The sequence below is a fragment of the Pseudomonas sp. 09C 129 genome (assembly GCF_002843625.1).
Classification (GTDB): Bacteria; Pseudomonadota; Gammaproteobacteria; order Pseudomonadales; family Pseudomonadaceae; genus Aquipseudomonas; species Aquipseudomonas chlororaphis.
Genome location: NZ_CP025261.1, coordinates 4,997,943 through 5,019,947, shown reverse-complemented (window position 1 = coordinate 5,019,947; position 22,005 = coordinate 4,997,943). Strand labels below are relative to the sequence as shown.

Genomic DNA, 22,005 nt, shown 5'->3' with positions numbered 1-22,005 from the left:
TTTTGTGTTTTTGCGGTTTGAGTGCGCACACTTGGGGCGGGCCGTGATGGACCCACCCCCAGGCCTCTCTCAGCGTTGCGCCAACCAGTAATCGTGCAGCTCACGGGCGGCCTGTTCGACGCTGGCCACGGTCTGGCGATGCTGAGCCAGATCGAGGTCGGCCGGCAGTTCGAAGTTGTCCTGTTCGGCGCAGGTGATGATGGCTTGCAGCTGGGCGGCCTGGGCGGCGGGCAGCTCGGGCCAGTTGCTCACGGCCATGGCGCGGAGGTAGCCGAAACACCATTCTTCCGCCAGCGTCAGCGGCTGGTCCTGATGCTCGGTCTGTTCGAAACGCGGCTGAAAACTCGCCGAGTCATTCGCCAGCGCCGTGGCGAGGGCGTTCAGATGGCGCACGCTCAGCTCGATGAAGCGCTTGCACTCCTCGGGGTCCTGCCAGTCCGGGTTCTGCCCGCCCCAGATGGCCGGGAACCATTCGGCGATGTCCACCTGGGCCGGGCCGGACACCAGGGCGGTGCAAAAACCGTCCAGCTCGGCCAGGTTGAGCACGGAGTGGTCGTCGCCATACTTGAGCAGGGTGTCTTCGATGAATTCGAACTCGGCGGGGCTGAGCGGCTGGTTGTGCATGGAGGGTTTCCTTGGAAAAACGTGCAGCCCCAGGGGCTGCGCGGAAAAAAGACGCGGAGGATGGCGCGTTCCGCGGCTTTTATCCAGCGCCGATCATCGTCGTGGAGCGCGTTGTCATGGCTGCGACGCGCTCCTGGCCACTCCAGCGACCGGCCCGTTAACCGATCCGGTCGCTGTTGTTCTCAGGGTTGCGCGTCATCCAGTGCCTTGAGCAGGGCATGGGCGACCTTGACCCGTTCGGCGTTGGGGTAGTTCTTGTTCGCCAGCAGCACCAGGCCGATGTCCTTGCCGGGCACGAACAGCACATAGGCGCCGAAACCGCCGGTGGAACCGGTCTTGTTCAGCAGGGTATCGGCCCGCGGTGCCTGGGGCGGGGTGAACCAGCGGGTCGGGTGCGGTTCGAAGGCCATCTGTGACGAGTTGCCGGCCAGCAGGGCGTCCAGGCTGAGCGGGTAAGGATAGAGTTCCCAGCCCAGGCCCTGGGTCATGCCCTCGACCTGGTAATAGCCGGTGTGGGTGAGGGCGATGGCCTGCGGCCAGGGTTGCGCCAGCGACTCGGGCTTGAGGTTGGCCTGGACGAAACGCAGCAGGTCGGCGGCGCTGGTCTTGACCCCGTAGGCCTCGGCATCCAGGGCGCCGGGGCCGACCCGCACCGGCTTGCCGTCCTTGCCGTAGCCCTGGGCGTAATTGTCCATCTGTGACTTCGGTACCTGGATATAGCTGTGCTGCAGGCCCAGCTGCGGGAACAGCCGCTGCTCCATCAATTGCTCGAAGGGCTGCCCCAGGCTTTGCGCGGCCAGGTAGCCGAACAGACCGATGCTCGGGTTCGAGTACAGGCGCTGGGCGCCGGGGGCAAAGGCCGGTTTCCAGCCCTGGTAGTAGCCGAGCATCTTGTCCTGGCTGTCCCATTGTTCCGGGAACTGCAACGGCAGGCCGCCGGCGCTGTAGGTCCCCAGTTGCAACAGGCTGATGTGCTCGAAGGCGCTGCCTTTCAACGCCGGCAGGTAGCGGCTGGCCGGGTCGTTCAGGGACAGCTTGCCGCTGGCCTGGGCATAGGCCCCCAGGGTCGCGGTGAAGAGCTTGCTCACCGACCCGACCTCGAACAGCGTGTCGGCGTCGACGGCCTTTTTCCCTTCTTTGGAGGCCAGGCCGTAGTTAAAGTAATGGGGCTGGCCCTTGAGAGTGATGGCCACCGCCATCCCGGCGATGTCCTGTTGTTGCATCAACGGCCGGATCGCCGCGTCGACCAGGGGTTTGAGCGCGCTGTCCGGCTGGCTGGCGGCCAGGCAGGCGCTGGCGCCGGAGAGCAGCAGGGAAATGGTGAAAAATCCGGATAGGGCTAGGTTTTTGTTGTGCATGATGGGCTGGCATTCCATGATTTTGCAGGGTGATGGCCGCTACACTCCGAGCGGCTTTTGCCAGCGCCTGCCCTTGCAGTCAGGGAGCAGGGCGCTGCGAGCCGGCTCAATGTAGGCGGTCGGCGAAGGATCGGCAAACGACGATATTTCGCAGGAGCCATTAGAAAAACTAGGGAGTGGTCATGATCCGACCCCATCTGCCGCTGAATGCCCTGCGCGCCTTCGAGGCCTCGGCGCGGCATTTGAGTTTTACCCGCGCGGCCATCGAGCTGTGCGTGACCCAGGCGGCGGTCAGTCATCAGGTGAAAAGCCTTGAGGCCCAGCTCAACGTGACCCTGTTCAAGCGCCTGCCCCGCGGGCTGATGCTGACCAGCGAGGGCGAAACCCTGCTACCGGTGCTGTGCGAGTGTTTCGACCGCATCGCCGAAACACTCGGCCGCTTCGAAGGCGGGCACTACCGCGAAATGCTCAGCGTCGGCGCGGTCGGCACCTTTGCCGTCGGCTGGTTGTTGCCGCGCCTGGAGGACTTCCAGGCCCGCCACCCGTTTATCGACCTGCGCCTGTCGACCCACAACAACCGGGTCGACGTCGCCGCCGAAGGCCTGGACTACGCCATCCGCTTCGGCAACGGCGCCTGGCACGGCACCGATGCTGTCCAGCTATTGGAAGCACCGCTGTCGGTGCTCTGCGTGCCGGAACTGGCTCGGCAGCTGCGCAGCCCCGCCGACCTGCTCGGCCAGACCCTGCTGCGCTCCTACCGCACCGACGAATGGCCGGAATGGTTCAGCGCCGCCGGCTTGCCGGCCAGCACCCTGCCTGCGCGCAGCATCGTCTTCGACTCGTCCCTGGGCATGATGGAAGCCGCGCAGCAGGGTATAGGCGTGGCCCTGGCGCCGCCGCTGATGTTCTCCCGGCAGTTGCACGCCGGCAGCATCGTCCAGCCGTTCGCGCTGGGCATCACCACCGGCAGCTATTGGCTGACCCGCTTGCAGTCCAGGGCGCAAAGCCCGGCGATGCTGGCGTTCAAGGAATGGCTGTTGGGGACCGTGCAGGAGGGCTGAAGACGGTCTGAAGACCAGGTGTTTCCCTGGGCGCATAGCGTGCGGACGGGGAGGGCGCCAATGCGGATCGCCAGAACCGCCTGGCGCCGTTCTGGTGATCGTTTTTCGCGCGACTCAGCCTTGCAGCGCGGTCATCAGTACCTGCACCAGTTGACCGCCTTGTGGCGTCGCCCAGCTTCCCGCGAGTTCGGCGATCAGCTGGTTGGTACTGGTCAGGGTCACGCCGCCCTTGTCCATCCGGCGCAGGGCGATGTCATCGGCCATGGCGCTGGGTGAACCGCCGGCGTCAGCCACCACCTGCACCTCATAGCCATCGCGCACCAGGCTCAGGGCCGGGTACACCGTGCAGACGTCATTGGTGACCCCGGCAATGATCAGTTTCTTGCGACCGGTGGCCTGGACCGCCTTGGCGAAGTTGTCATCGTCCATGGCGTTGACGATCCCCAGGCGCTTGACGCGGGCGGCGAACTCGCCGGGCAGGATCTGTTCCAGTTCGCTCAGCAGTGGCCCCTGGGCGTATTCCTCCATGCTCGAAGTCAGGACCACCGGCAGTTGCAGGATACTGGCGGCCTTGGCGAGCATCAGCGCGTTGCGTTTCATCTCTTCGAAGGGAATGGATTTCACCCAGCCCATGGTCCCCACTTGGTGGTCGATCAACAGTAGGGCGGCATTTTCGGCACTGAATTTTTCGTAGGACATGATGGTGCTCCTGGTAGGTGAGATTGGGCGCTTGCGCCCCGGGGTTGATCTAGGGCGATCAGCGCGCTTGCAGCGTGCCGAACGCGCCGCGCTGGTAGGCCTCGACGGCCGCGGCCAGCGCCTCTTGCGAGGCAAGGGCCAGCGGCCCCTGCCAATACACCGGTTGCCCCAGGGGGCGGCCGGAAAACAGCACCGCCTTCGCCGGCCCCTGGTCCGCCCGCAGGCTGAGCTGGCGTTCTTCGGGTTGTGGCAGGCTCACTGGCAGTCGGGCGTGCATTAGGTCGAAGGGCTGGCCATCGACCGACAGTTCACCGTCGATCGGCATCACGAAGGCGCCATGGCCGGCCGCGATCGGCACCGTCACCTGCGCGCCTGGCTCCAGGGAGATGTCCAGCAAGCTGACCTCGGTGGGCAGCGACAGCGGCGAATGGAGATCCGCGAAGCGGCCCAGTGGCACCCGGACTTTCACCCCCGGTAACTGCACCACCGGCACGTCCTCGGCTTCGAGGCTGAAGACGAACGGCGCGCCGCCCTGCAGGTGCAGTGGCAGGTTGATGAACACCTGCAGCATGTGCACGGTCTTGCCTGTCTCGGTGGGCACTTCTTCATGCACCACGCCCGTGCCCGCGGCGGTCCAGTGCAGGCCGCCGGGCTGGATCAGGTTGCGGTTGCCCAGGGAGTCGCGGTTGTCGATCCCGGTCTCGGAGTCGAGGAACAGGTAGGACACCGCGGAAAAACCGGCATGGGGGTGCGGCGGGAACGTCGGCCCGCTGGTCCAGGCGTGGTCGACCGCGAGGAAGGGGTCGATGGACGTGGCGGGCTGGCCACCGCGCAGGGTGAAGGCACGGAAGTGGCTGCCGTGGTTCATCCGTTGCAGGCGTGCGATATGGGTCATGGCGGTGTCCTCAGGCGCCCAGGTTCGGGTAGTCGGTATAGCCTTGCGCGCCCGGGCTGTAGAAGGTCTCCTTGTGCGGTGCATTCAGCTCGGCGCCCCGGCGGAAACGCTCGGGCAGGTCCGGGTTGGCGAGGAAGGCCGCGCCAAACACCACGGCGTCGGCCAGGCCATCGGCGAGCAGCGTTTCAGCGGCCTGCTGGTCGAGCCCGCCACCGATCAGGTAGCGGCCGTCGAACAGTGGGTGCAACAGGGCGTGGTAGTCGACGCTGGCGCCGAACAGGGCCACGTGCAGGTAGGCCAGGTCGAGTCCGCGCAACTGCTCCACCAGGTAGCGGTAGGTCTGTTGCGGGTTGGCATCGGTGATGTCGTTGAAGTTCATTTCCGGCGAGATCTTCAGGCCAACCCGGTCACCGCCGATTTCCGCTGTCACCGCCGCCAGTACCTCGAGGACAAAACGCGCGCGGTTCTCCACCGAGCCGCCGTAGGCATCGCTGCGCTGGTTGCTGCCGGACGAGAGGAACTGTTCCGGCAGATAACCCGAGGCGCCATGCAGCTCGACCCCGTCGAAACCCGCCTCGATGGCCAGGCGTGCGGCCTGCCGATAGCCCGCGACCACTGTGGCGATTTCTTCCACGCTCAGTGCATGGGGGGTGACGAAGTCCTGCAGGCCGGTCGCGGTCCAGGTCTGGCCCGCCGGCCTGATCGCTGAAGGGGCCAGGGGCAGGGCGCCTTCAGGCAGCAGCGAAGGGTGAGAGATGCGCCCGCAGTGCATCAGTTGCATGAAGATCTTCCCGCCGCGCGCGTGCACCGCCGTGCTGACCTGCTTCCAGGCCGCCACCTGTGCCGCGGTTTCGATCCCCGGGGTACGCACGTAGCCCTTGCCCAGGGCGGCGGGGAATACCCCCTCGGAAACGATCAGGCCGGCGCCGGCGCGCTGGGCGTAATAGGTCACCGCCAACTCGCTGGGCACCCCGGCATCATCGGCGCGGGAACGGGTCATGGGCGCCATGACCAGGCGGTTGGACAAGTGGTGGCGACCTACTTGGACGGGGGAAAAAAGCGAACTCATGGCAGTGCTCCTCAATGGGCGATGTGGTTATCATCGATCAATCCAAAGTCGGGATAAATCCGTCTAAATTGAAATGACTGATCCATTAGTGGAGCAATCGGCGTGGAGTTTCTGAACGATATGGCGCTGTTCGTCGAGGTGGTGAAGGCGCGCAGTTTCCGCCGCGCGGCGCAAGCGATGGAGATGCCGAACTCGACCTTGTCGCGGCGCATCAGCGGCCTGGAGAAGGCCATCGGCCTGCGGCTGCTGCACCGCACCACTCGCAAGATCGAACTGACCGAGGCGGGGCAACTGTACTTCGAGCGCTGCAAGCGCATCGTCGAGGAGGCCCGGCTCGCCCACGAGCAACTGGGGGAAATGCTGGCGCGGCCCAGCGGCCTGTTGCGCGCCTCGCTGCCGGTGGATTTCGCCACCATCTACCTGGCGCCGCTGATCGCCGAGTTCGCCGGCCGTTACCCGGGCATCAGCTTCGATTTCGACCTGACGCCGCGCCAGGTCGATTTGATCAGCGAGCCGGTCGATGTGGTCATTCGCATGGGCGAGCCACCGAGCTCGAACCTGATCGCGCGCAAGCTCGCCAGCCTGCCGCGCTTTTTGTACGCCTCACCGGCTTATCTCGAACGGTTCGGCGAGCCGGCTCATCCGCAAGATCTGGCGGGGCATGAATGCCTGCGCCTGCGCTCGCCCAAAGCCGACAACTGGACGCTGTCCCGTCCAGGCGAAACGCTGGAGATTGAGGTGGGCGGGCGCTTCCAGCTCAACAGCGTGGGCCTGATCCGCCGCCTGGCGACGCTCGACCTGGGCATCGCCGTGCTGGCGCAAGGCATAGTCGCCGAGGAGCTGGCCAACGGCAGCCTGTGCAGGGTAATGCCGCAGTGGCAAGCCAGCCCCATCCCTGTCTACGCGCTCACCGAAACCCGCCTGCTGCCGGCGAAGACCCAGCGCTTTATCGAGTTCCTGCGGGAGCGGCTGGAGGAGGGCTGATCGATTCGGGTCGTGCCTGGGCCCTTCAGGAGCGAATCACTGCTGAGTGGACGACACGTCTGTCAGGTAGCCCATGTACCCCTGGGAGAAGTCCAGGTACGCCCGCACGATGGCCGAGGGGTGACGGTGGGACGGGTAGAGCAGATTGATTTGCTGCTCGGGCAAGGGATAGTCGGGCAGCAGCGCCAGCAGCCGGCCTTCGCGGATGGCACGCGCCGCGAGGAAGGGCGGCAGTTCCGTCACCAGGTCACCGGCCAGCGCCCGGCTGCGCAGGTGCGCATAGTCGTTGGTGGCGAGCATGGCCCTGGGCTTGAAGGCCACCTCTCCCAACTGCCAGGTCCCCGGGCTGCCCTGGCTCCAGACTCCGCAGGGGTAAGCATTCAGCGCCTCGACGCTGCGGGGCGGGCCCAGCCGCTCAAGCAACGCCGGGCTGGCTACCAGCAGGTGGCGATAGCTCAGCAGGCGGCGGGCGACCATGGTCTCATGGGTAATCGCGCCGACCCGTAACGCCACATCCACGCCGTCTTCGATGAGGTCGATGCGTCGCTCCGTGGTATGGACGCTGACCTCGACCTGCGGGTAGCGGCGCTGGAACGCCGACAGCACATCCCACCAGGGTTCGAACGAGGGCGGCAACGACAGCCGCAAGCGGCCTTTCAACAGGGCCTGATCGCTGATCACCGCCTGTTCCCCTTCGATCAGCGCCTCGATACCGCGGCTGGCGTGTTCGTACAGGCGCGCCCCCGAGTCGGTGAGCTTGGTGCCCCGTACCGAGCGTTCGAGCAGTTGCACTTTCAGCTGCTGTTCGAGCTCGCGAATGCGTCGGCTCAAGGTGGGCAGGGGAATCTCCAGGCGCTCGGCGGCGGCGGAAAGGCTGCCGGCCTGCGCCACGCTGACAAACATCCGGACGGCGTTGAAGTCCATGGCTGATCCTCTCGTTTATGAGAGGAAGCCTATCTGTTGTGTGGATTATCTTCCAGTTTCGCTTGAAGGATAGTGACGCCACTGCCTTGACGGCAATCGCTCCGACCCACAACGTACTTGAGGAATTCCAGCATGAAAGCTTATGTGATCGAACAGACCGGTGGCCCGCAAGTCCTGCAATTGCGGGATATCCCGTCCCCCGAGCCGACGGCCGACGAAGTCCAGATCCGCGTCCGCGCCTTTGGTCTCAACCGCGCCGAAACCTATCTGCGCGCTGGCAAGATGGGCGCCATCAGCGCACCTCGGGTGCCGGGCATCGAGGCGGTAGGTGAAGTCATCCAGGACCCCTCGGGTCTGTTGCGCACGGGCCAGCGGGTGGTCACGGCCATGGGCGGCATGCAGTTCACCCGCAATGGCAGCTACGCCGAGCAGGTGACGGTGCTACGCAGCAACGTGATTGCGCTGGATGACACTTCTTTGTCCTGGGAACAACTGGCTACGCTGCCGGAGGCCTACCTCACGGTATGGGGTGCGCTGGACAAGAGCCTGGGCATCCAGAAGGGCCAGACCTTGCTGGTTCGCGGAGGCACCTCATCGGTTGGCCTGGCCGCCATCACCTATGCCAAGGCTCGTGGATTAAAAGTCATCGCCACCACCCGCAACCCGGAAAACAGCCAGCGCCTTTACCAGGCAGGGGCCGACGTGGTGGTGGTCGACAACGGCGATATCGCCCCGCGCATCCGCGAAATCGCGTCTGCTGGGGTCGATGCGGCCCTGGAAGTCGTTGGCGCGCCCACACTGCGAGATACCCTCAAGACCCTGCGCCCCTTCGGTGCGGTGAGCGTGATCGGGCTGCTCGGCGGCGCGCCGATTCTGGAGCAGTTCCACCTGATGCAGGACCTGCCCGCGGGCGTGCGTCTGAACTTCTTCCCGAGCGGCTTGTTCGGTACGCCGGCCCTACCCCTGCAGGACACTCCGCTGCCGTGGCTGGCCAAGGAACTCGCCGCCCAGCGCATACCGTCCATCCATACCCGAACCTTTGCCTTTGACGAAGTCCGCGAGGCGCATCGCCTGATAGAAAGCGATCGCGCACTGGGCAAGCTCGTCGTCGTGCTTTGATCTCAAGGAGAACATCATGGGTATTCGATTGATCACATTGGTGCTTGCCAGCCTGTTGCTGCCCCTGGCGGCCCAGGCTGCCCAGCCAGCCGCCGAGACAGGCGTGACGGCGGCGGTCACCCAACAGCTCAAGCGCTATGAAACGGCGTTGAACGCATCCGACCTTGACCACGTCATGACCCTGTATGCCGGCGACGCGGTGTTTATGCCGCAGAACAGCCCGCCGGCCGTGGGAAGTGACGCGATACGCGCGGCGTATCGGCAGATCTTCGACCTGCTCAGGCTCGACGTGCGTTTCACCATCGATGAAATCCAACCGCTGTCACGGGACTGGGCGTTCGCCCGGACCCGTTCCAACGGTACGGTGAAGTTGCTGAAGGGGGATCAGCCTGCCAGCAGTGAAGGCAATCAGGAGGTTTTCCTGTTGCATCGAGAAAGCGATGGCCAATGGCGTTTTGCACGCTATATCTTCTCGACCACCCAGCCACGCAAGTAGCTGAAGGAAGCAGAGGCGCGGCGCTGCCTTGGAACAGGCCACGGATGGGGCTCGGTGTTCAAGCGCGCTGTTAGCGGGTGGGATTGGAGCTGGTCATGCTCCATCCCGCCCTTGCTTGTTTACCCGCCGATTATTCGCCTGCCAGCAACGCCGGAGTGCGCGGCGGGATCAGGCGTTTGCTGCCGGTGGACTCGTAGGCCGCCGCCAGGCGCAGCAGGTTCGAATCGTCGTAGGCGCGGCCGGCGAAGGTCAGCCCGACAGGCATGCCGATGTCCGGCATGACGCCCATCGGCACGGTGACCGTGGGCACGCCCAGGTGGCGGATGGCGAGGTTGCCGTTGGCCACCCAGACGCCATTGCTCCAGGCAATGTCCGCGGACGCCGGGTCGACATCGGCATTGGCCGGGCCGACGTCGGCCACGGTGGGGAAGATCACCGCATCAAGGCCGAGACGGTCCATCCAGTCCTCGAGGTCGAGCTTGCGGGTTTTCTCCAGGCCGCGCAGGCCGTCGGGCACGCTGGGGATCTGGTCCCAGGGGGTGATGCCGCGCTCGGCCATCTTCACGTACTCGTCCATGCCGGCGGCGAGGTCGCCTTCGCGATTGGGCAGGGTGCCCGGGTCGTGAGGGAAAATCAGCGGGCCGTCGACGTCCACCAGGCGATTGAGCTGCGGGTCGCCGTTGGCTTGCAGGAAGTCATCGAAGGCCCAGGCGGTCAGGTCCCACAACTCATGGTGCAGGAACTCCTTGGACACCAGGCCGCGGTTGAACACCGTCGGCGCGCCGGGGCGATCGCCCTCGCAATTGGACACCAGGGGGAAATCCACTTCGAGCACCTCGGCGCCGGCGGCTTCGAGCGCCTGGCGCGCCTGCTGCCAGAGGCCGATCACCGAAGGGCGGGTGTCGATGCGTTGCCCGGTCGGGCCACCGATCCCCGGCGCCTCGCTGGTGCCCGCCTCGGGGTCGGCGTTGATGTACATGCGCGGCACGCCGAAGCGCTTGCCGGCCAGGGCGCTGCTGCTGGCGGCCAGTTCCTGATAGGACGCCGGGCGCACCGAGGCCACGCTGGGAATCGGCACCCAGGGTTGCAGGCGCCACAGATCGCCACGGGTGTCCGGGTCCTCGGCGACCACCACGTCGAGCACTTCGAGCAGGTCGGCCATGGTCCGGGCATAGGGCACCACCACGTCCATGGTCGGGGTCAGCGGCCAGTTGCCGCGCACCGAGATCACCCCGCGCGACGGGGTATAGGCACACAAGCCGTTGTTCGAGGCAGGTCCCCGGCCGCTGGACCAGGTTTCCTCTGCCAGGCCAAAGGCGGCGAAGCTGGCGGCGGTGGCGGTACCCGCGCCGTTCGACGAGCCCGAGGCGAACGGTGCGGTGAGGTAGGCGGCGTTGTACGGGCTTTCCGCGCGGCCATAGACTCCGCGCTGCATGCCGCCGTTGGCCATGGGCGGCATATTGGTCTTGCCCAGGCAGATCGCCCCGGCGGCGCGCAGCCGTTCGATGGTGAACGCGTCGCGATAGGCGATCAGCCTGGCGAAGGCGGGGCTGCCGGAAGCCGCGGTGAGGCCCTTGACCAGATAGCTGTCCTTGGCGGTGTAGGGTATTCCATCGAGCGGACCCAGGGTTTCACCCTTGGCCCGGCGGGCGTCGGAGGTCTGGGCTTCCTTGAGCGCGTCGGGGTTGCGTACCACTACCGCATTGAGGGCGGTAGGCGTATCGGGGCCGTCGTAGGCATCGATCCTGGCGAGATAGGCCTGGACCAGTTCGACCGCCGTGGTCTGGCCAGCTTCGAGCGCGGCGCGCAGTTGGGCAATGGAAACCTCGGTGACTTCGATCATGCTGTTACCGCCGGCTGCTGAGGGGTGATGTAGTGAAAGTTGCCATCACACTGGCGCTGGGGTTGGGGCGGCTTGGGCACATCGCTTATCTCACAATGGGTGTTCATATTGGTTCTCGTTGCGCGGCACGACGCGACTGGGGCTGGGCTACAACCTGAGCGGGGTATTTTGCACCAAGTTGCCGGCGGGGAATCGTTAAAGGTTTCGCCGTCGTTGTTGGCGGCTGATCGGCGACTGGCGCCCGCCGTATAGCGGTTGCCGGGCATCGGCGGTTTTTACCTCACTCAGGCCCCAAAAAGTAAGTAGCTGTTTTAAAAACAAATTTATGCATCTTTGACTTCACAGACGACGAAAAAGTTGATAAATTTCCGCGCGTTCTTGCAGAGGCCCCCACGGGGCTTGCAGTGAAAGCAAGCAACAGCAGAGATAGGGGCGTCGCCAAGCGGTAAGGCAGCAGGTTTTGATCCTGCCATGCGTTGGTTCGAATCCAGCCGCCCCTGCCATTTCTCATCCCTCCCTCTATTTATCAAACGCTCCCCCCAAGGCACGGCCTCGGCTCCATCCGGATGCTCAAGCGGCCCGCTTTTGTGTGCCCGGAATATTCCCATCACCTCAGCTCTGGTTCGGCGGCTAGCGAAAGCGCGGCGCAATGGCCTCGGCAAACGGGTAGTGGACAAAGTAGGGCCGGGCTTCGTCGATGACCCGCTGGAACGAGGGGCGCTGTATCAGCCGCTCGAAATAGGCGCGCAAATGGCGATGGTCATCGGCAAAGGCCACCAGCGTGCTGGCATAGAACAAGGCCGGGGCGGCGGCGCAATCGGCCAGGCTGAAGTCCGGGCTGGCCACCCAGGTCCTCGAGGCCAGGCGCCGTTCGAGCATGGTGTATGCGCTCAGCAGGGCTGCGCGTTCCCGGCTCAGGTCCCCATTGGTGCCATACAGGCGATCGGCGACTATCCGCTGCATCGGCCCCTGGACATGGCAATCGAAAAAACGGTCCCACAGCCGGACCTCCAGCGCGCTGTCCCAATCATCCGGAATCAATGGCTGCCGGCCCCGATAAAACCGATCCAGGTACTCGATGATCACACTCGATTCCGGCACATCGCGCTGCCGGGCGTGATCGCGGATGACCGGGAACTTGCCCAGCGGCCACAGGCTTTGCAGCTCGGCCCGGTCGGCGTCGTTGGCCAGGTCGATGATGCGTTTTTCAAAGGCGATGCCGTGTTCGTACAGGGCGATCAGCACCTTGTGGCAGAACGACGACAGGGGATGGAAATACAGGGTCAGCGGCATGTTCCGGTTCCTCGGTGAAGGGTGGGGCGCACGACGTGCCAGCAGGGAAACCCACACAGTATCGGCCTGCCTGGATGGCCACGCGTCGGCAGGCGACGAACCGGGCTACAGCCCCCCTGAATATTTCACCGCCGCCGCGGCCCGTGATGGCACATTGAGGATGCGCAGCAGCGACGACACATGGATGCGCACGGTGAAGGGCGAGATCTCCAGTTCGCGGGCGATTTCCTTGTTGGTCTTGCCCTGGGCGATCAGGCGCAGCACCTCGTGCTGGCGCGCGGTCAGGGTGGCGCCGGTGCCCAGCGGCAGCAGGCCGGAAGGGGCGAACTTGACCAGTACTTCGCCTTGGCGAATGGCCAGGACCGCCTGGCCGATCTCGTCGGGGGCGATGTTCTTGCCGATAAAGCCGTCGACGCCGGCGGCCATGACCTCGCCGATCAGCGTCTGGTCATCGACCATCGACACCACGATCAGGGTGGTGCGCGGCAATTGCTTGCGCAGTTCGGCCAGCTGGCTGACGCAGGTCAGGCCTGGAAAACGCAGGTCGAGGATCAGCGTGTCCAGTTCGTCACCGGCCCGGGTCAGGGCGAGTACCCTGTCCAGGTCGCCGGCCTGTTCGATCAGCGCATCCGGCAGCAGGCGCTGGACCGTGCGCAACATGCCCTCGCGAAACAGCGGGTGATCGTCGGCTATGATAATCCGGCATGCCATGGGGTGACTCTCCTTGGGTCGAGCTTTCCTTGAGGCAGCTACTTTAGCAGCGGGCCAGGCAACTGCCTGTGGTTCGTGTCGAGTACGACGACTGGCGCACAAGGATGTTCCCCATGAAATTCGAGAAAAACACCGAGCTCGACCAGGCCAACCTGCGCATTATTGTCGGTTCCTGTGCCGTGGCCTATATCGGCGTGCTGGGTTTCCTGCCCGGGCAGCGGGTCGATACCTACCTGCCGATCGTGATCTATATCGTCCTGTTCCTGCTGCTGTCGATCGTCCTGCGCCAGGCCATCGTGCACTGGCCCGGGCATTATCCGGCGCGACGGATCCTGAGCATGGTCCACGACTACACCGGCACCTCGTTCGGCCTGGTGGTCGGCGGGGAGGCGGCGTTGCCGCTGTACGCGGTGATGGTCTGGGTCAACCTGGGCAATGGCATGCGCTATGGCTCGCGCTACCTGGCGATTGCCACGGCCCTGGCGCTAATGGCGCTGCTGGTGGTCTATCGCCTGACGCCGCTGTGGCAGGCGCAACCCTTCATGGTGCTGATGCTGATGATCACCAGCACGGTGATCCCGGTCTACGCCCATATCTTGCTGGAGCGCACGCGCAAGGCCTCGGAGGAGGCGATTGCCGCCAACCTGGAAAAGTCGCGTTTTCTCGCCCAGGCCAGCCACGACCTGCGCCAGCCGATCCACTCCATCGGCCTGTTCACCGCCTGCCTGCGCGAGGCGCGCCTGGGCGACGAAGAGCGGCGCCTGGTGGACAACATCGACCGCTCGCTGCTCAACGTCTCGCAATTGTTCCGCTCGATTCTCGACCTCTACACCCTCGACAACGGGCGGGTGCAACCCCGTTTCCAGACCCTGCACCTGGGCGAATTCCTCGCTGACCAGATGCGGCAGAACGCCGAAGCCGCACGCTGGGCTGGGGTCGAGCTGCGCCTGCGCCCCTGTTCGCACTGGGTCCGGGCGGACCCGGCGCTGCTCACCACCATGGTCCAGAACGTGCTATCCAACTGCTTCAAGTACGCGGCGCGGCGACCGGTGCTGATTGGCGTGCGCCAGCGGGGGGCGGGGCTGGCCATCGTCATCTATGACCAGGGCCGGGGGATTGCCGAAGAACACCTGCCGAACCTGTTCGAGGAGTTCTATCGGGTGCGCGAGCTACGGGACAAGGACGTCGAAGGCGTGGGCCTGGGCCTGTCCATCGTCAAGCGCCTGGGGCAGTTGATGGGGCTCGAGGTGGCGATCCGTTCGCGGCTGGGCCACGGCACGGCGGTGAGCCTGTACGGGTTGCCCCTGGCGCCACCGCAGTTGCAAGCCGCCAGCCTCGACGAGGCGCGGCAGGCGGGGCTGCTGACCGGCTTGAAAGTGTGCCTGGTGGAGGATGATCGCAACGTGCTGCTGGCCACCTCGGCCTTGCTCGAGCGCTGGGGCTGCGTGGTCCAGGCCGAGCTTTGCGGTAAGGACCTGGTCAGCGACTGCGACGTCATCGTCGCCGACTATGACCTGGGCAACCACGCCACGGGCATCGAGTGCATCGACAGCCTGCGCCGGCAGCGCGGCTGGGCGGTGCCGGCGCTGATCCTCACCGGGCATGAGGTGGAGAAGATCCAGGCCGCGTTGCACGACCGCAATATCGCCATCCTGTCCAAGCCGGTGCGCCCGGCCGAACTGCGCGGCAGCTTGCGGGCGCTGCGCCAGCATTCTGCGCCGGCGGTCATGCCCGAGGCGTGACAGGGCGGTTCGGCGAGCCCTGGCCGCTTCCTTCGCGCCGCAAAACCGTGGTGCTGGGGGAGGGTGGTCGATTAGCGCAAATGTGCCAGGGCGGTGATTCGCGAACCACTGTGAAAGGCACCGCGAATCAGGGCTCGGCTCCGTGCCGGGCTTTGCGTGTCTCAGGTGCATTGCTGAACATGAAGATTTCTACTCGAGACGGGTCGCTGTACCCGACCTCAAGTGCCACCTGCTCAGTGATTCGCAGGTATTCAAGGTATTGAGAGGGCGTTGGAACGTATCGGTAAGTGGCCATTTTCGCTGTCAGGGACGCATATTCCTGCGGCCTTGTCCGAGTGAGGTACTTATGTATTCTCGAGTCGTATATCTGTGCCCTATGGCCTTCGCTGGTCGTGATACCGCCAAAGTGCAGCAACTTGGTGGTGATGCCGTTCTTGACGTTGGGCAGTGAGTTGACCTGCTCGTATAGCTCGTCGTTCAAGGTGGCGCCTGGGCCAATCTGCTCGAGAATGAACGGGAGAGCGTTCAGTGCGTGTTGAAGCGTTCTGCCGCCCGGCAGCCCGCCACGCGGGAAGCCCCAGGCGATAGCGCTCAGAGCCCCCAGATGGGGATCCTGCTGGAATGCACTGAACACATCCGCTCTGCTCAGGGTGATTGCCTTGGCACCATCGAATACCGGTTGGAAGGCCGCGCCATAACGTTCGAAGCTCGACCACTTCATGCCGATGGACTGTCGCAGGGGGTCGATAGTCCGGGTGCCGCGGAGCAAGTCGACCAGGCTGACAGGAGTGGCAGCCGTCGTGGCTATTTTCTTGTTCACAAGAGTCATTCCAGTGGTAGTGAAATCGTTGAAGCGCTTTTTACCGCGATCCTTCCTGCACGCCCATGGTGAGCATGGCGCAAAGCGCCCGATGACGGCCTTGGATCATCCGTCCCCGTGTTTTTTACCTCACTTTCCACACACCTCCCGCACGCACTCGCGCAACCAGCGATGCGCCGGGTCGCTGTTCATGCGTGGATGCCAGAGCATGGACACGGTGATTTCCGGCGTGGCCAGCGGCAGGGCGAAGCTGTGCAGGCCGCTGCGCAGGTTGTGGGTGTGGCGCTCGGGGACGGCGGCGATCAGGTCCGAGGCGCGGACCAGGGCCAGGGCGGCGGAGAAACCGCCAACGACAGTGGCGATATCGCGCGTCAGGCCCGCCGCCTGCAACGCATCGTCCACCAGCCCGCGACCTGGGCCCAGGCGCGATACCAGCACATGCTCGCCAGCGGCATAACGGGCGGCGCTGATCGGCCCGCGGCTCAGCGGATGACCGTTGCGCACCACGCCGATAAAACGATCGCGGAACAGCGCGCGGGTATGGATTTCCGGGCTGGCGTTGGCGTCCACCACGCCGGTGTCGAGGTCGACCGTGCCGTCGCGCAGGGGCGTGCTGTCCTTGCTGGTTTTCTGCATGAAATGCAGGCGCACCCCTGGGGCTTCGGCGCGCAGGCGGGCGACCAGGGCCGGGCCGAAGTTCTCGACGAAACCGTCGCTGCTGCGCAGGGTGAAGGTGCGCACCAGGCGCTGCAGGTCGAGCCGTTCGACGGGGCGCAACATGGCTTCGGCGTCCTGCACCAGATGGCCGACCCGCTCGCGCAGTTCCAGGGCGCGCGGGGTCGGCACCAGGCCGCGGCCGGCGCGCACCAGCAGCGGATCGCCGGTGGTTTCGCGCAGGCGCGCCAGGGCCCGGCTCATCGCCGACGGGCTTAGCCGCAGGCGCTGGGCGGCGCGCGCCACACTGCCTTCGGCGAGCAGCACGTCGAGGGTGATCAGCAGATTGAGATCGGGTGTGGACATGGCGGTGGTCCTGTCTGGCACAAAAGTGAGATGGCGTCAGACGCACGAATAACCTGCAAAGGCTGCGTCTTCCGCCATGTTAGACCGCGGGCTAGATTGGCGACAGCGCCATTTCGCGCGGGTCAGAGCGGGAGTGCAGAGTGAAGCCAGTCAGTAGCGGAACAGAACCGGACGTTGTGTCAGTCGGCTGGGCGCTGGCCAGCCTGTCGTTGTCGATGTTGCTGGCGTCGCTGGGCACCAGCATCGCCAATGTGGGCTTGCCGACCCTGGTGCAGGCGTTCGGGGCGAGCTTCCAGCAGGTGCAGTGGGTGGTCCTTGCCTACCTGCTGGCGATGACCGCGCTGATCGTCAGTGTCGGCCGGCTCGGCGATTTGCTGGGACGGCGGCGCCTGCTGCTGGTGGGGATCCTGCTGTTCACCCTGGCCTCGATGCTCTGCGCCGCCGCCCCGACGCTGGGGATGCTGATCGGCGCCCGGGCGCTGCAGGGCGTCGGCGCGGCGATCATGATGGCGTTGACCCTGGCCCTGGTTGGCGAGACGGTCAGCAAGGCCCGCACCGGCAGCGCCATGGGCCTGCTGGGCACGATGTCGGCGATCGGCACCGCCCTCGGCCCGTCCCTGGGCGGGGGATTGATCGCCGGGTTCGGCTGGCAGGCGTTGTTCCTGGCCTGCGTGCCGTTGGGCGGGCTGACCTGGGTGCTGGCTTATCGGTATCTGCCGGCTGCTGGTCAGGCGCGGGCCCTTGAACGAGGCGCGTTCGACCCGCTGGGCACCTTGCTGCTGGCCCTCACGCTGCTGGCCTACGGGCTGGCCATGACCCTGGGCCGCGGCCATTTCGGCCTGCTCAACGCCGGGCTGCTGTTGGCGGCGCTGATGGCGGCCGGCCTGTTTGTCTGGGTGGAAGCGCGGGTGGCCGCGCCGCTGATACGCCTGGCGCTGTTTCGCGATGCGGCCTTGAGCGGCAGCCTGGCCATGAGTGCGCTGGTCTCGACGGTGATGATGGCAACGCTGGTGGTCGGGCCTTTTTACCTGGCCCACGGGCTCGGGCTGGAAACCTTTACGGTGGGCCTGGCGATGTCGCTCGGCCCCTGTGTCACCGCGCTGAGCGGCGTGCCGGCCGGGCGCATCGCCGATCGTTTGGGCGTGCGGCCGATGATCCTCGCCGGTCTCGGCGCCATGGTCCTCGGTTGCCTGATGCTGGCGTTGCTGCCGGCGAGCCTGGGCATTGGCGGCTACCTGGCGCCCATCGTTGTCATCACCCTGGGCTATGCAACGTTTCAGACCGCCAACAACACCGCGGTGATGAGCGAGGTGGGCGCCGAACAGCGCGGAGTGATCTCCGGCCTGCTCAACCTGTCGCGCAACCTCGGGCTGATCACCGGCGCCTCGCTGATGGGCGCGGTGTTCGCCGCGGTGACAGGGGACCTGAGCACGGCGAGCGCCGAGGCCGTCGGCAGTGGTATGGGCTTCACCTTCGCCCTGGCCGCGGGGCTGGTGGTCATGGCGTTGTCTGTTGCGCTGGCCAGCCAGCTGCGTGGGCGGCAGGCAGTGGATTCGACGGTTTAGCCCGCAGGCAGCGTCAGCAAAAACCTGACCACCGCAAACATCTTCTGTAGGAGCGAGGCTTGCCCGCGATGACGGACCCTGGTTCGACGCGAGAAGTGGGTTGCATGTAATGGCCCCATCGCGGGCAAGCCTCGCTCCTGCAGATGCGAGGCTGGCGCGGGGCAATTGGAGGTGTTTGGCTGTCGATTTATTGGGGGCTCTCCAGGATCACCGCATCGTTGTTGGTGGCTTTTCTGCGTAGGCCATTGGTTTTCGGACAGTTGGGTTCATAGGTGCCGACAATGCTGTAGTTGCGCGCTAGGTCGGCCTTCAGGCAGCGATCGCGCCTGGCGTAGCCGAGGTTGATCGGGTCATAGCGAGATTCGGGTTTTGGTTCGCGCTGAGGATGAGGTGCTTTCAAATCGCGTTTATCCATTCTCAGGAACACGCTGGCATGGACCTTGTCTCGTTCCACCGGTTTGCGACGAATCAGCCCGGCTTTCTTGTAGGCGACATGGGTCAAACCTGTGGCATCGTGGAATTCATCGTGCAGCGGCCCGCCGATGCACTCGGTTGGCCAACTGCTGCTATTGGCAAAGATGCCGGCGTCACTGACGTTGGCCAACATCCAGCGCAGCGGGATGGTTTCCAGCCCCTGGCCGCCTTTGGCATACGGGCTTTCACCGCACTTGGCAGCATCCGGATCATTGAGGTAACCGCCTCCTATATCTGCATGAACGCCGGCAAACCATACCTCTTCCAATACCTGTGATTTCGTTTGCGGCAGGCCGAAACGCAGCAGGCGGAACGACGCCCGTTGTTCATCCAGGGACATGGCGTGGTAACCGCGCTCGGCGTACAACTCCAGGCGATGTTCGTCGGGCTCTTCCTTCAGGTTGGCGCCCACCGCCGGTACGGTATCGAAGACACCGATGACTTTGACCACGATCTGCTTTTCGTTTTGATCCTTGGGCTCCTCTCCGTAGACCAGGATGTTGTGGCGCTTTCGATAGTCTTTCACCTGACCTCGTAGATCGTCATCGAAACCAGGCACACCTTTGTTTCTCGACTTATAGATGTCGTACATGTCCTCGACCACATCGTGCATATGGCCGGTCCATCCCCATAGGGTACTGTCGTCGCGAGCATCGGCTTTCAGGTTCTTGGGCAGTCCGGCGATTTCGATAAAGCCATTCAAGGAGCGTGCGGTAAAGGCACCACGGCTGAAACCGAAGATATAGATCTCGTCACCTGGTCGGTACGCTTCGATCAGAAAACGGTAGGCTTGGCGGATGTTCAGGCTGACCCCGCTGCCGAACACCGCGCCGAAGGGGGTGGTGATCTTAGTGGCCACACCCTTGTCGTAATAGGGAATGACCCTGGTCCCGTTCTTGGCCTGCTCGAGCGCCTGGTTGTACATGCGCCAGATATTGGTGTTGTCCTCCTTGGTGTTTTCCGTGCCGTCGAGCAGTACCACCAGTTTTCTGGGGCCTTGGTCGCTGTACAGGCAGTTGTTGAGCAGTTGCCAGCGTTTACGGATTTTGAAGTAACCGTCTTCGACGTCGTTGATGTTGAAACCTTCTTTACAGGCGGGTATCTGCGCGAGTTTTAGCGTTGTCCGGGCTTTTGCCAGCAATTGATAGTCAATGTTCCGTGTGGTTTGCAGTTTCAGCACGCTATTGTTGGTTATGGAGCAAGCGGAGAGGAGTACAAAACTCAACAGAAGGGCGATGCGCATATCGAAGGTCTCCGTGACCAGATACAGACGATGGCGTGGTGATGCAGGCAACCGGGGCAGAAGGGCAGGCTCCCGTGGTTGCTTCAGTGACACTAGTCGAGGGTGTTCAAAATGCCATCATTGGGGCCGGATTTGACAGGGCGAAGCCAGGGCAGGTGAGGTATCACCCCGCGTTTTCCCCTGCCAGCAACGCGCTGTAAGCCCGCAACCGCCGCACGAACTCACTCACCGAACCCTGGGGAACATAGGCCTGCTTGAGGAAGAACGCGGCGTACTCGGCCATCCCTGGTTCGGCCGCCGTCAGCAGTTGCGCATGCTCCTCCAGGGTGGTCGGCCAGCCGCGTTCCTGTTCGCCGCGCAGCAGGTTGGCCGAACGTAGCGCCTTGCGCGCCGCAGCCCGTTGCAGGCGTTGCTGCTGCAACGGTTCGCGGCTTTGTTCCAGCTGCTGAGCGTAGCCTTCCAGCACTTGGGGGAAGTCGCCATTCAGTGCCAGGGCGATGGTCCGGCTCGGGCGGAAAGGCTCGAAGCGCAGCCCCAGGTCATTGCCCCAGATGCAGCGGCACTGATGCTTGAGCCAGAAACCCCAGCGGTAGCGATTGTCGGGCGCCAGCACCTCGCTGAGCACGCCGATATCGAAATCGATCTTCGACACTTCCGGGTGCCGCGCTTCCAGCGCTTGCCGAGTCTGCTCCAGCCGCTGACGCTCCGCGGGGCTCGGTGCCCAGGCCAGGACCAGGGTCACATCCAGGTCGGAGGTGCCCGGCCGCGCGTCGCCACGGGCCACGCTGCCGTACAGGTACAGGCCATCGAGCAGCGCCGGAAAACGCCGCGAGAGCATCGCGCACAGCTCATCCACCAGAGGGCTGAATGCCGGTTGCAACGGCTGGTCGGGCAGGGACTGGATAAAACCTTCGGCGTCGACGCCTGGGTACTGCGACATGGTGATCTCGGTGGGGCAATGGCGATGAAAACCGCCCGGGCCAGGCGGGTGATTGGCAGACAGTCTGGCTGACTTCACGGATCGCGCAAGCCGGCGCGGTTCAACGCCACGCCGTCACGGGTCGAGGCTCGCCAGATCGTTACCGAGGGGCGTCGGCGACTCGCCGTTGATCGCGCATAACAGCGCCGTGATGGCTTCCCCCTCGACCATGCCGCGCTCTTGCAGCAGGTCCGCCACCGCGCCGACCGCCGGCCAGTAGCGATGCACCAGGCAACTGGCGCGGGCCAGGGCCCGGGATTCGGCGTCGAGCAGCTTGCGCGGTGGCAGCAGGCTGATCAGCTCATGAGCGCGGCTCAGGTCGCCGCGGCCGCTGCCTCTTATCAGCCTGTCGGATCGGCCATGGCGGTAGATCGCTTCGGCCACCGGGCCGGCAAAGCAATGCAGCAGGTCGCGCTCGATGGCCTCGATCATCGATGGCAGGTATTCGGCGATCCCCGGGGCGTCGAAGGCGGGGCGCGGGACCAGGTAATCGGCTTCCACCAACCCCTCTACATAGCGCGGGTTGCCGCGCAGATCGAGCATCGGACCCGCGTCGGCTTCGGCCCTGGTGCGCACGGTAATGCGGGCGATCGGTTGACCGTTCCACCAGAAGGCCAGGGCGTGGCCGGCTTCGTGGATGGCCGTGCAACGCGGGCGCTGGTTCATGGTCTTCTCCCGTGCTCTGTACGCGTCGGGCGGACGAAAAAGGCGGGGCATCAGTCGCAAAAGCCGTCAGAGCCCCCGCGGGGCTGTCCCTATCATTGGCTTCGGCCTTGGGCCCCGGGTAAAAGTTTGTCCCTATCAACAACCAATAGTCCGGCTATTAGCGATCCGCCACAGAGGGTCTAGCCTTAATTCAGCGCTGGCGTGAGCCGGCCGGATGAGACCTGATCAAGAGATAACGAAGAACGAGTCAGAAGCGTACTGGGCTTACCGTGGGCCACCGTCCTGGCAACTCGCTTGCCGCTCTGCAACATGCCCTGTGGCCACACCCATCAGTTGAGCGAACTGTGAGCCCCGCAACCTATGTCATTGCTTTCGCCTGTCGCTATTTCGTGCCCATCCGGGGCGGATAGCTGGATGAAT

20 protein-coding genes and 1 tRNA gene are annotated in these 22,005 nt (G+C 64.7%); 7 read left to right on the top strand and 14 right to left on the bottom strand.

Annotated elements, in window-relative coordinates; all coding sequences use genetic code 11:
- Positions 1 to 69 precede the first annotated feature (69 nt).
- Complete coding sequence (locus CXQ81_RS22385) at positions 70 to 624, bottom strand: UPF0149 family protein (protein WP_101338590.1); 555 nt, start codon at positions 622 to 624, stop codon at positions 70 to 72.
- 182 nt (positions 625 to 806) lie between these two features.
- Positions 807 to 1,982: a class C beta-lactamase gene (gene ampC / locus CXQ81_RS22380; RefSeq protein ID WP_101338589.1), complete on the bottom strand. Its 1,176-nt coding sequence runs from the start codon at positions 1,980 to 1,982 to the stop codon at positions 807 to 809.
- A 182-nt stretch (positions 1,983 to 2,164) separates the two neighbouring features.
- Between ampC and CXQ81_RS22375 the strand changes: the two genes are divergently transcribed.
- Positions 2,165 to 3,043 (top strand): LysR family transcriptional regulator, encoded by an 879-nt coding sequence (locus CXQ81_RS22375; RefSeq protein ID WP_101338588.1) that lies wholly within the window; start codon positions 2,165 to 2,167, stop codon positions 3,041 to 3,043.
- Between the two features lie 114 nt (positions 3,044 to 3,157).
- On the opposite strand, the gene CXQ81_RS22370 is transcribed toward CXQ81_RS22375, so the two are convergent.
- The 3 genes from CXQ81_RS22370 to CXQ81_RS22360 are packed head-to-tail and all read right to left on the bottom strand — an operon-like array spanning position 3,158 to position 5,706.
- Complete coding sequence (locus CXQ81_RS22370) at positions 3,158 to 3,742, bottom strand: isochorismatase family protein (RefSeq protein ID WP_101338587.1); 585 nt, start codon at positions 3,740 to 3,742, stop codon at positions 3,158 to 3,160.
- A gap of 58 nt (positions 3,743 to 3,800) precedes the next feature.
- Entirely contained in the window at positions 3,801 to 4,637 is an 837-nt protein-coding gene (locus CXQ81_RS22365) for a pirin family protein (protein ID WP_101338586.1), read from the bottom strand.
- Between the two features lie 10 nt (positions 4,638 to 4,647).
- The gene (locus CXQ81_RS22360; protein ID WP_101338585.1) at positions 4,648 to 5,706 is read right to left on the bottom strand and encodes an alkene reductase; all 1,059 of its coding nucleotides are present in this window, start codon (positions 5,704 to 5,706) and stop codon (positions 4,648 to 4,650) included.
- Between the two features lie 102 nt (positions 5,707 to 5,808).
- Here CXQ81_RS22360 and CXQ81_RS22355 point away from each other — a divergent pair, with 102 nt between their 5' ends.
- Positions 5,809 to 6,690 carry a LysR family transcriptional regulator gene (locus tag CXQ81_RS22355; RefSeq protein ID WP_053261993.1) on the top strand — a complete coding sequence of 294 codons (882 nt, stop codon included), beginning with the start codon at positions 5,809 to 5,811 and terminating at the stop codon, positions 6,688 to 6,690.
- Between the two features lie 36 nt (positions 6,691 to 6,726).
- Here the strand turns inward: CXQ81_RS22355 and CXQ81_RS22350 are convergent, their stop codons facing one another.
- Positions 6,727 to 7,614, bottom strand: a complete 888-nt coding sequence (locus CXQ81_RS22350; RefSeq protein ID WP_101338584.1) for a LysR family transcriptional regulator — start codon at positions 7,612 to 7,614, stop codon at positions 6,727 to 6,729.
- Positions 7,615 to 7,746: 132 nt separating this feature from the next.
- On the opposite strand from CXQ81_RS22350, the gene CXQ81_RS22345 reads away from it, so the two are divergent.
- Both CXQ81_RS22345 and CXQ81_RS22340 read left to right on the top strand, forming a co-directional pair.
- Entirely contained in the window at positions 7,747 to 8,733 is a 987-nt protein-coding gene (locus tag CXQ81_RS22345; RefSeq protein WP_007927897.1) for a zinc-binding alcohol dehydrogenase family protein, read from the top strand.
- A gap of 16 nt (positions 8,734 to 8,749) precedes the next feature.
- Positions 8,750 to 9,229, top strand: coding sequence for an SgcJ/EcaC family oxidoreductase (locus CXQ81_RS22340; protein ID WP_101338583.1), 480 nt, complete (start codon positions 8,750 to 8,752; stop codon positions 9,227 to 9,229).
- A 130-nt stretch (positions 9,230 to 9,359) separates the two neighbouring features.
- On the opposite strand, the gene CXQ81_RS22335 is transcribed toward CXQ81_RS22340, so the two are convergent.
- The gene (locus CXQ81_RS22335) at positions 9,360 to 11,072 is read right to left on the bottom strand and encodes an amidase (RefSeq protein ID WP_101338582.1); all 1,713 of its coding nucleotides are present in this window, start codon (positions 11,070 to 11,072) and stop codon (positions 9,360 to 9,362) included.
- Positions 11,073 to 11,500: 428 nt separating this feature from the next.
- Between CXQ81_RS22335 and CXQ81_RS22330 the strand changes: the two genes are divergently transcribed.
- Positions 11,501 to 11,575, top strand: a tRNA-Gln gene (locus CXQ81_RS22330).
- Between the two features lie 127 nt (positions 11,576 to 11,702).
- Here the strand turns inward: CXQ81_RS22330 and CXQ81_RS22325 are convergent.
- Positions 11,703 to 12,365, bottom strand: coding sequence for a glutathione S-transferase family protein (locus CXQ81_RS22325; RefSeq protein ID WP_101338581.1), 663 nt, complete (start codon positions 12,363 to 12,365; stop codon positions 11,703 to 11,705).
- Between the two features lie 105 nt (positions 12,366 to 12,470).
- Positions 12,471 to 13,076 (bottom strand): response regulator transcription factor, encoded by a 606-nt coding sequence (locus CXQ81_RS22320; RefSeq protein ID WP_007927901.1) that lies wholly within the window; start codon positions 13,074 to 13,076, stop codon positions 12,471 to 12,473.
- A gap of 113 nt (positions 13,077 to 13,189) precedes the next feature.
- Between CXQ81_RS22320 and CXQ81_RS22315 the strand changes: the two genes are divergently transcribed.
- Positions 13,190 to 14,818 (top strand): hybrid sensor histidine kinase/response regulator, encoded by a 1,629-nt coding sequence (locus tag CXQ81_RS22315; protein WP_101338580.1) that lies wholly within the window; start codon positions 13,190 to 13,192, stop codon positions 14,816 to 14,818.
- Between the two features lie 127 nt (positions 14,819 to 14,945).
- On the opposite strand, the gene CXQ81_RS22310 is transcribed toward CXQ81_RS22315, so the two are convergent.
- On the bottom strand, positions 14,946 to 15,647 hold the full coding sequence (locus CXQ81_RS22310) for a hypothetical protein (protein WP_007927903.1): 702 nt from the start codon (positions 15,645 to 15,647) through the stop codon (positions 14,946 to 14,948).
- A 120-nt stretch (positions 15,648 to 15,767) separates the two neighbouring features.
- Positions 15,768 to 16,658, bottom strand: coding sequence for a LysR family transcriptional regulator (locus CXQ81_RS22305; RefSeq protein ID WP_101338579.1), 891 nt, complete (start codon positions 16,656 to 16,658; stop codon positions 15,768 to 15,770).
- 140 nt (positions 16,659 to 16,798) lie between these two features.
- Between CXQ81_RS22305 and CXQ81_RS22300 the strand changes: the two genes are divergently transcribed.
- Positions 16,799 to 18,223 (top strand): MFS transporter, encoded by a 1,425-nt coding sequence (locus tag CXQ81_RS22300; RefSeq protein WP_101338578.1) that lies wholly within the window; start codon positions 16,799 to 16,801, stop codon positions 18,221 to 18,223.
- Positions 18,224 to 18,410: 187 nt separating this feature from the next.
- On the opposite strand, the gene CXQ81_RS22295 is transcribed toward CXQ81_RS22300, so the two are convergent.
- From CXQ81_RS22295 to CXQ81_RS22285, 3 genes are all read right to left on the bottom strand, one after another.
- Positions 18,411 to 19,940 (bottom strand): DUF2235 domain-containing protein, encoded by a 1,530-nt coding sequence (locus CXQ81_RS22295; RefSeq protein ID WP_101338577.1) that lies wholly within the window; start codon positions 19,938 to 19,940, stop codon positions 18,411 to 18,413.
- A 163-nt stretch (positions 19,941 to 20,103) separates the two neighbouring features.
- On the bottom strand, positions 20,104 to 20,880 hold the full coding sequence (locus tag CXQ81_RS22290; protein WP_101338576.1) for a nucleotidyltransferase domain-containing protein: 777 nt from the start codon (positions 20,878 to 20,880) through the stop codon (positions 20,104 to 20,106).
- Positions 20,881 to 20,994: 114 nt separating this feature from the next.
- Positions 20,995 to 21,585 carry a hypothetical protein gene (locus tag CXQ81_RS22285; protein ID WP_101338575.1) on the bottom strand — a complete coding sequence of 197 codons (591 nt, stop codon included), beginning with the start codon at positions 21,583 to 21,585 and terminating at the stop codon, positions 20,995 to 20,997.
- Between the last annotated feature and the right edge of the window lie 420 nt (positions 21,586 to 22,005).

Excerpts from the sequence above, each read along its gene's own strand:
- CXQ81_RS22345 (WP_007927897.1), top strand. The coding sequence starts at position 7,747 with ATGAAAGCTTATGTGATCGAACAGACCGGTGGCCCGCAAGTCCTGCAA.
- CXQ81_RS22365 (WP_101338586.1), bottom strand. The coding sequence starts at position 4,637 with ATGACCCATATCGCACGCCTGCAACGGATGAACCACGGCAGCCACTTC.
- CXQ81_RS22285 (WP_101338575.1), bottom strand. The coding sequence starts at position 21,585 with ATGAACCAGCGCCCGCGTTGCACGGCCATCCACGAAGCCGGCCACGCC.
- CXQ81_RS22335 (WP_101338582.1), bottom strand. The coding sequence starts at position 11,072 with ATGATCGAAGTCACCGAGGTTTCCATTGCCCAACTGCGCGCCGCGCTC.
- CXQ81_RS22305 (WP_101338579.1), bottom strand. The coding sequence starts at position 16,658 with ATGTCCACACCCGATCTCAATCTGCTGATCACCCTCGACGTGCTGCTC.
- CXQ81_RS22320 (WP_007927901.1), bottom strand. The coding sequence starts at position 13,076 with ATGGCATGCCGGATTATCATAGCCGACGATCACCCGCTGTTTCGCGAG.
- CXQ81_RS22375 (WP_101338588.1), top strand. The coding sequence starts at position 2,165 with ATGATCCGACCCCATCTGCCGCTGAATGCCCTGCGCGCCTTCGAGGCC.
- CXQ81_RS22360 (WP_101338585.1), bottom strand. The coding sequence starts at position 5,706 with ATGAGTTCGCTTTTTTCCCCCGTCCAAGTAGGTCGCCACCACTTGTCC.
- CXQ81_RS22290 (WP_101338576.1), bottom strand. The coding sequence starts at position 20,880 with ATGTCGCAGTACCCAGGCGTCGACGCCGAAGGTTTTATCCAGTCCCTG.
- CXQ81_RS22315 (WP_101338580.1), top strand. The coding sequence starts at position 13,190 with ATGAAATTCGAGAAAAACACCGAGCTCGACCAGGCCAACCTGCGCATT.
- ampC (WP_101338589.1), bottom strand. The coding sequence starts at position 1,982 with ATGCACAACAAAAACCTAGCCCTATCCGGATTTTTCACCATTTCCCTG.
- CXQ81_RS22340 (WP_101338583.1), top strand. The coding sequence starts at position 8,750 with ATGGGTATTCGATTGATCACATTGGTGCTTGCCAGCCTGTTGCTGCCC.
- CXQ81_RS22295 (WP_101338577.1), bottom strand. The coding sequence starts at position 19,940 with ATGCGCATCGCCCTTCTGTTGAGTTTTGTACTCCTCTCCGCTTGCTCC.
- CXQ81_RS22385 (WP_101338590.1), bottom strand. The coding sequence starts at position 624 with ATGCACAACCAGCCGCTCAGCCCCGCCGAGTTCGAATTCATCGAAGAC.
- CXQ81_RS22350 (WP_101338584.1), bottom strand. The coding sequence starts at position 7,614 with ATGGACTTCAACGCCGTCCGGATGTTTGTCAGCGTGGCGCAGGCCGGC.
- CXQ81_RS22370 (WP_101338587.1), bottom strand. The coding sequence starts at position 3,742 with ATGTCCTACGAAAAATTCAGTGCCGAAAATGCCGCCCTACTGTTGATC.
- CXQ81_RS22310 (WP_007927903.1), bottom strand. The coding sequence starts at position 15,647 with ATGACTCTTGTGAACAAGAAAATAGCCACGACGGCTGCCACTCCTGTC.
- CXQ81_RS22325 (WP_101338581.1), bottom strand. The coding sequence starts at position 12,365 with ATGCCGCTGACCCTGTATTTCCATCCCCTGTCGTCGTTCTGCCACAAG.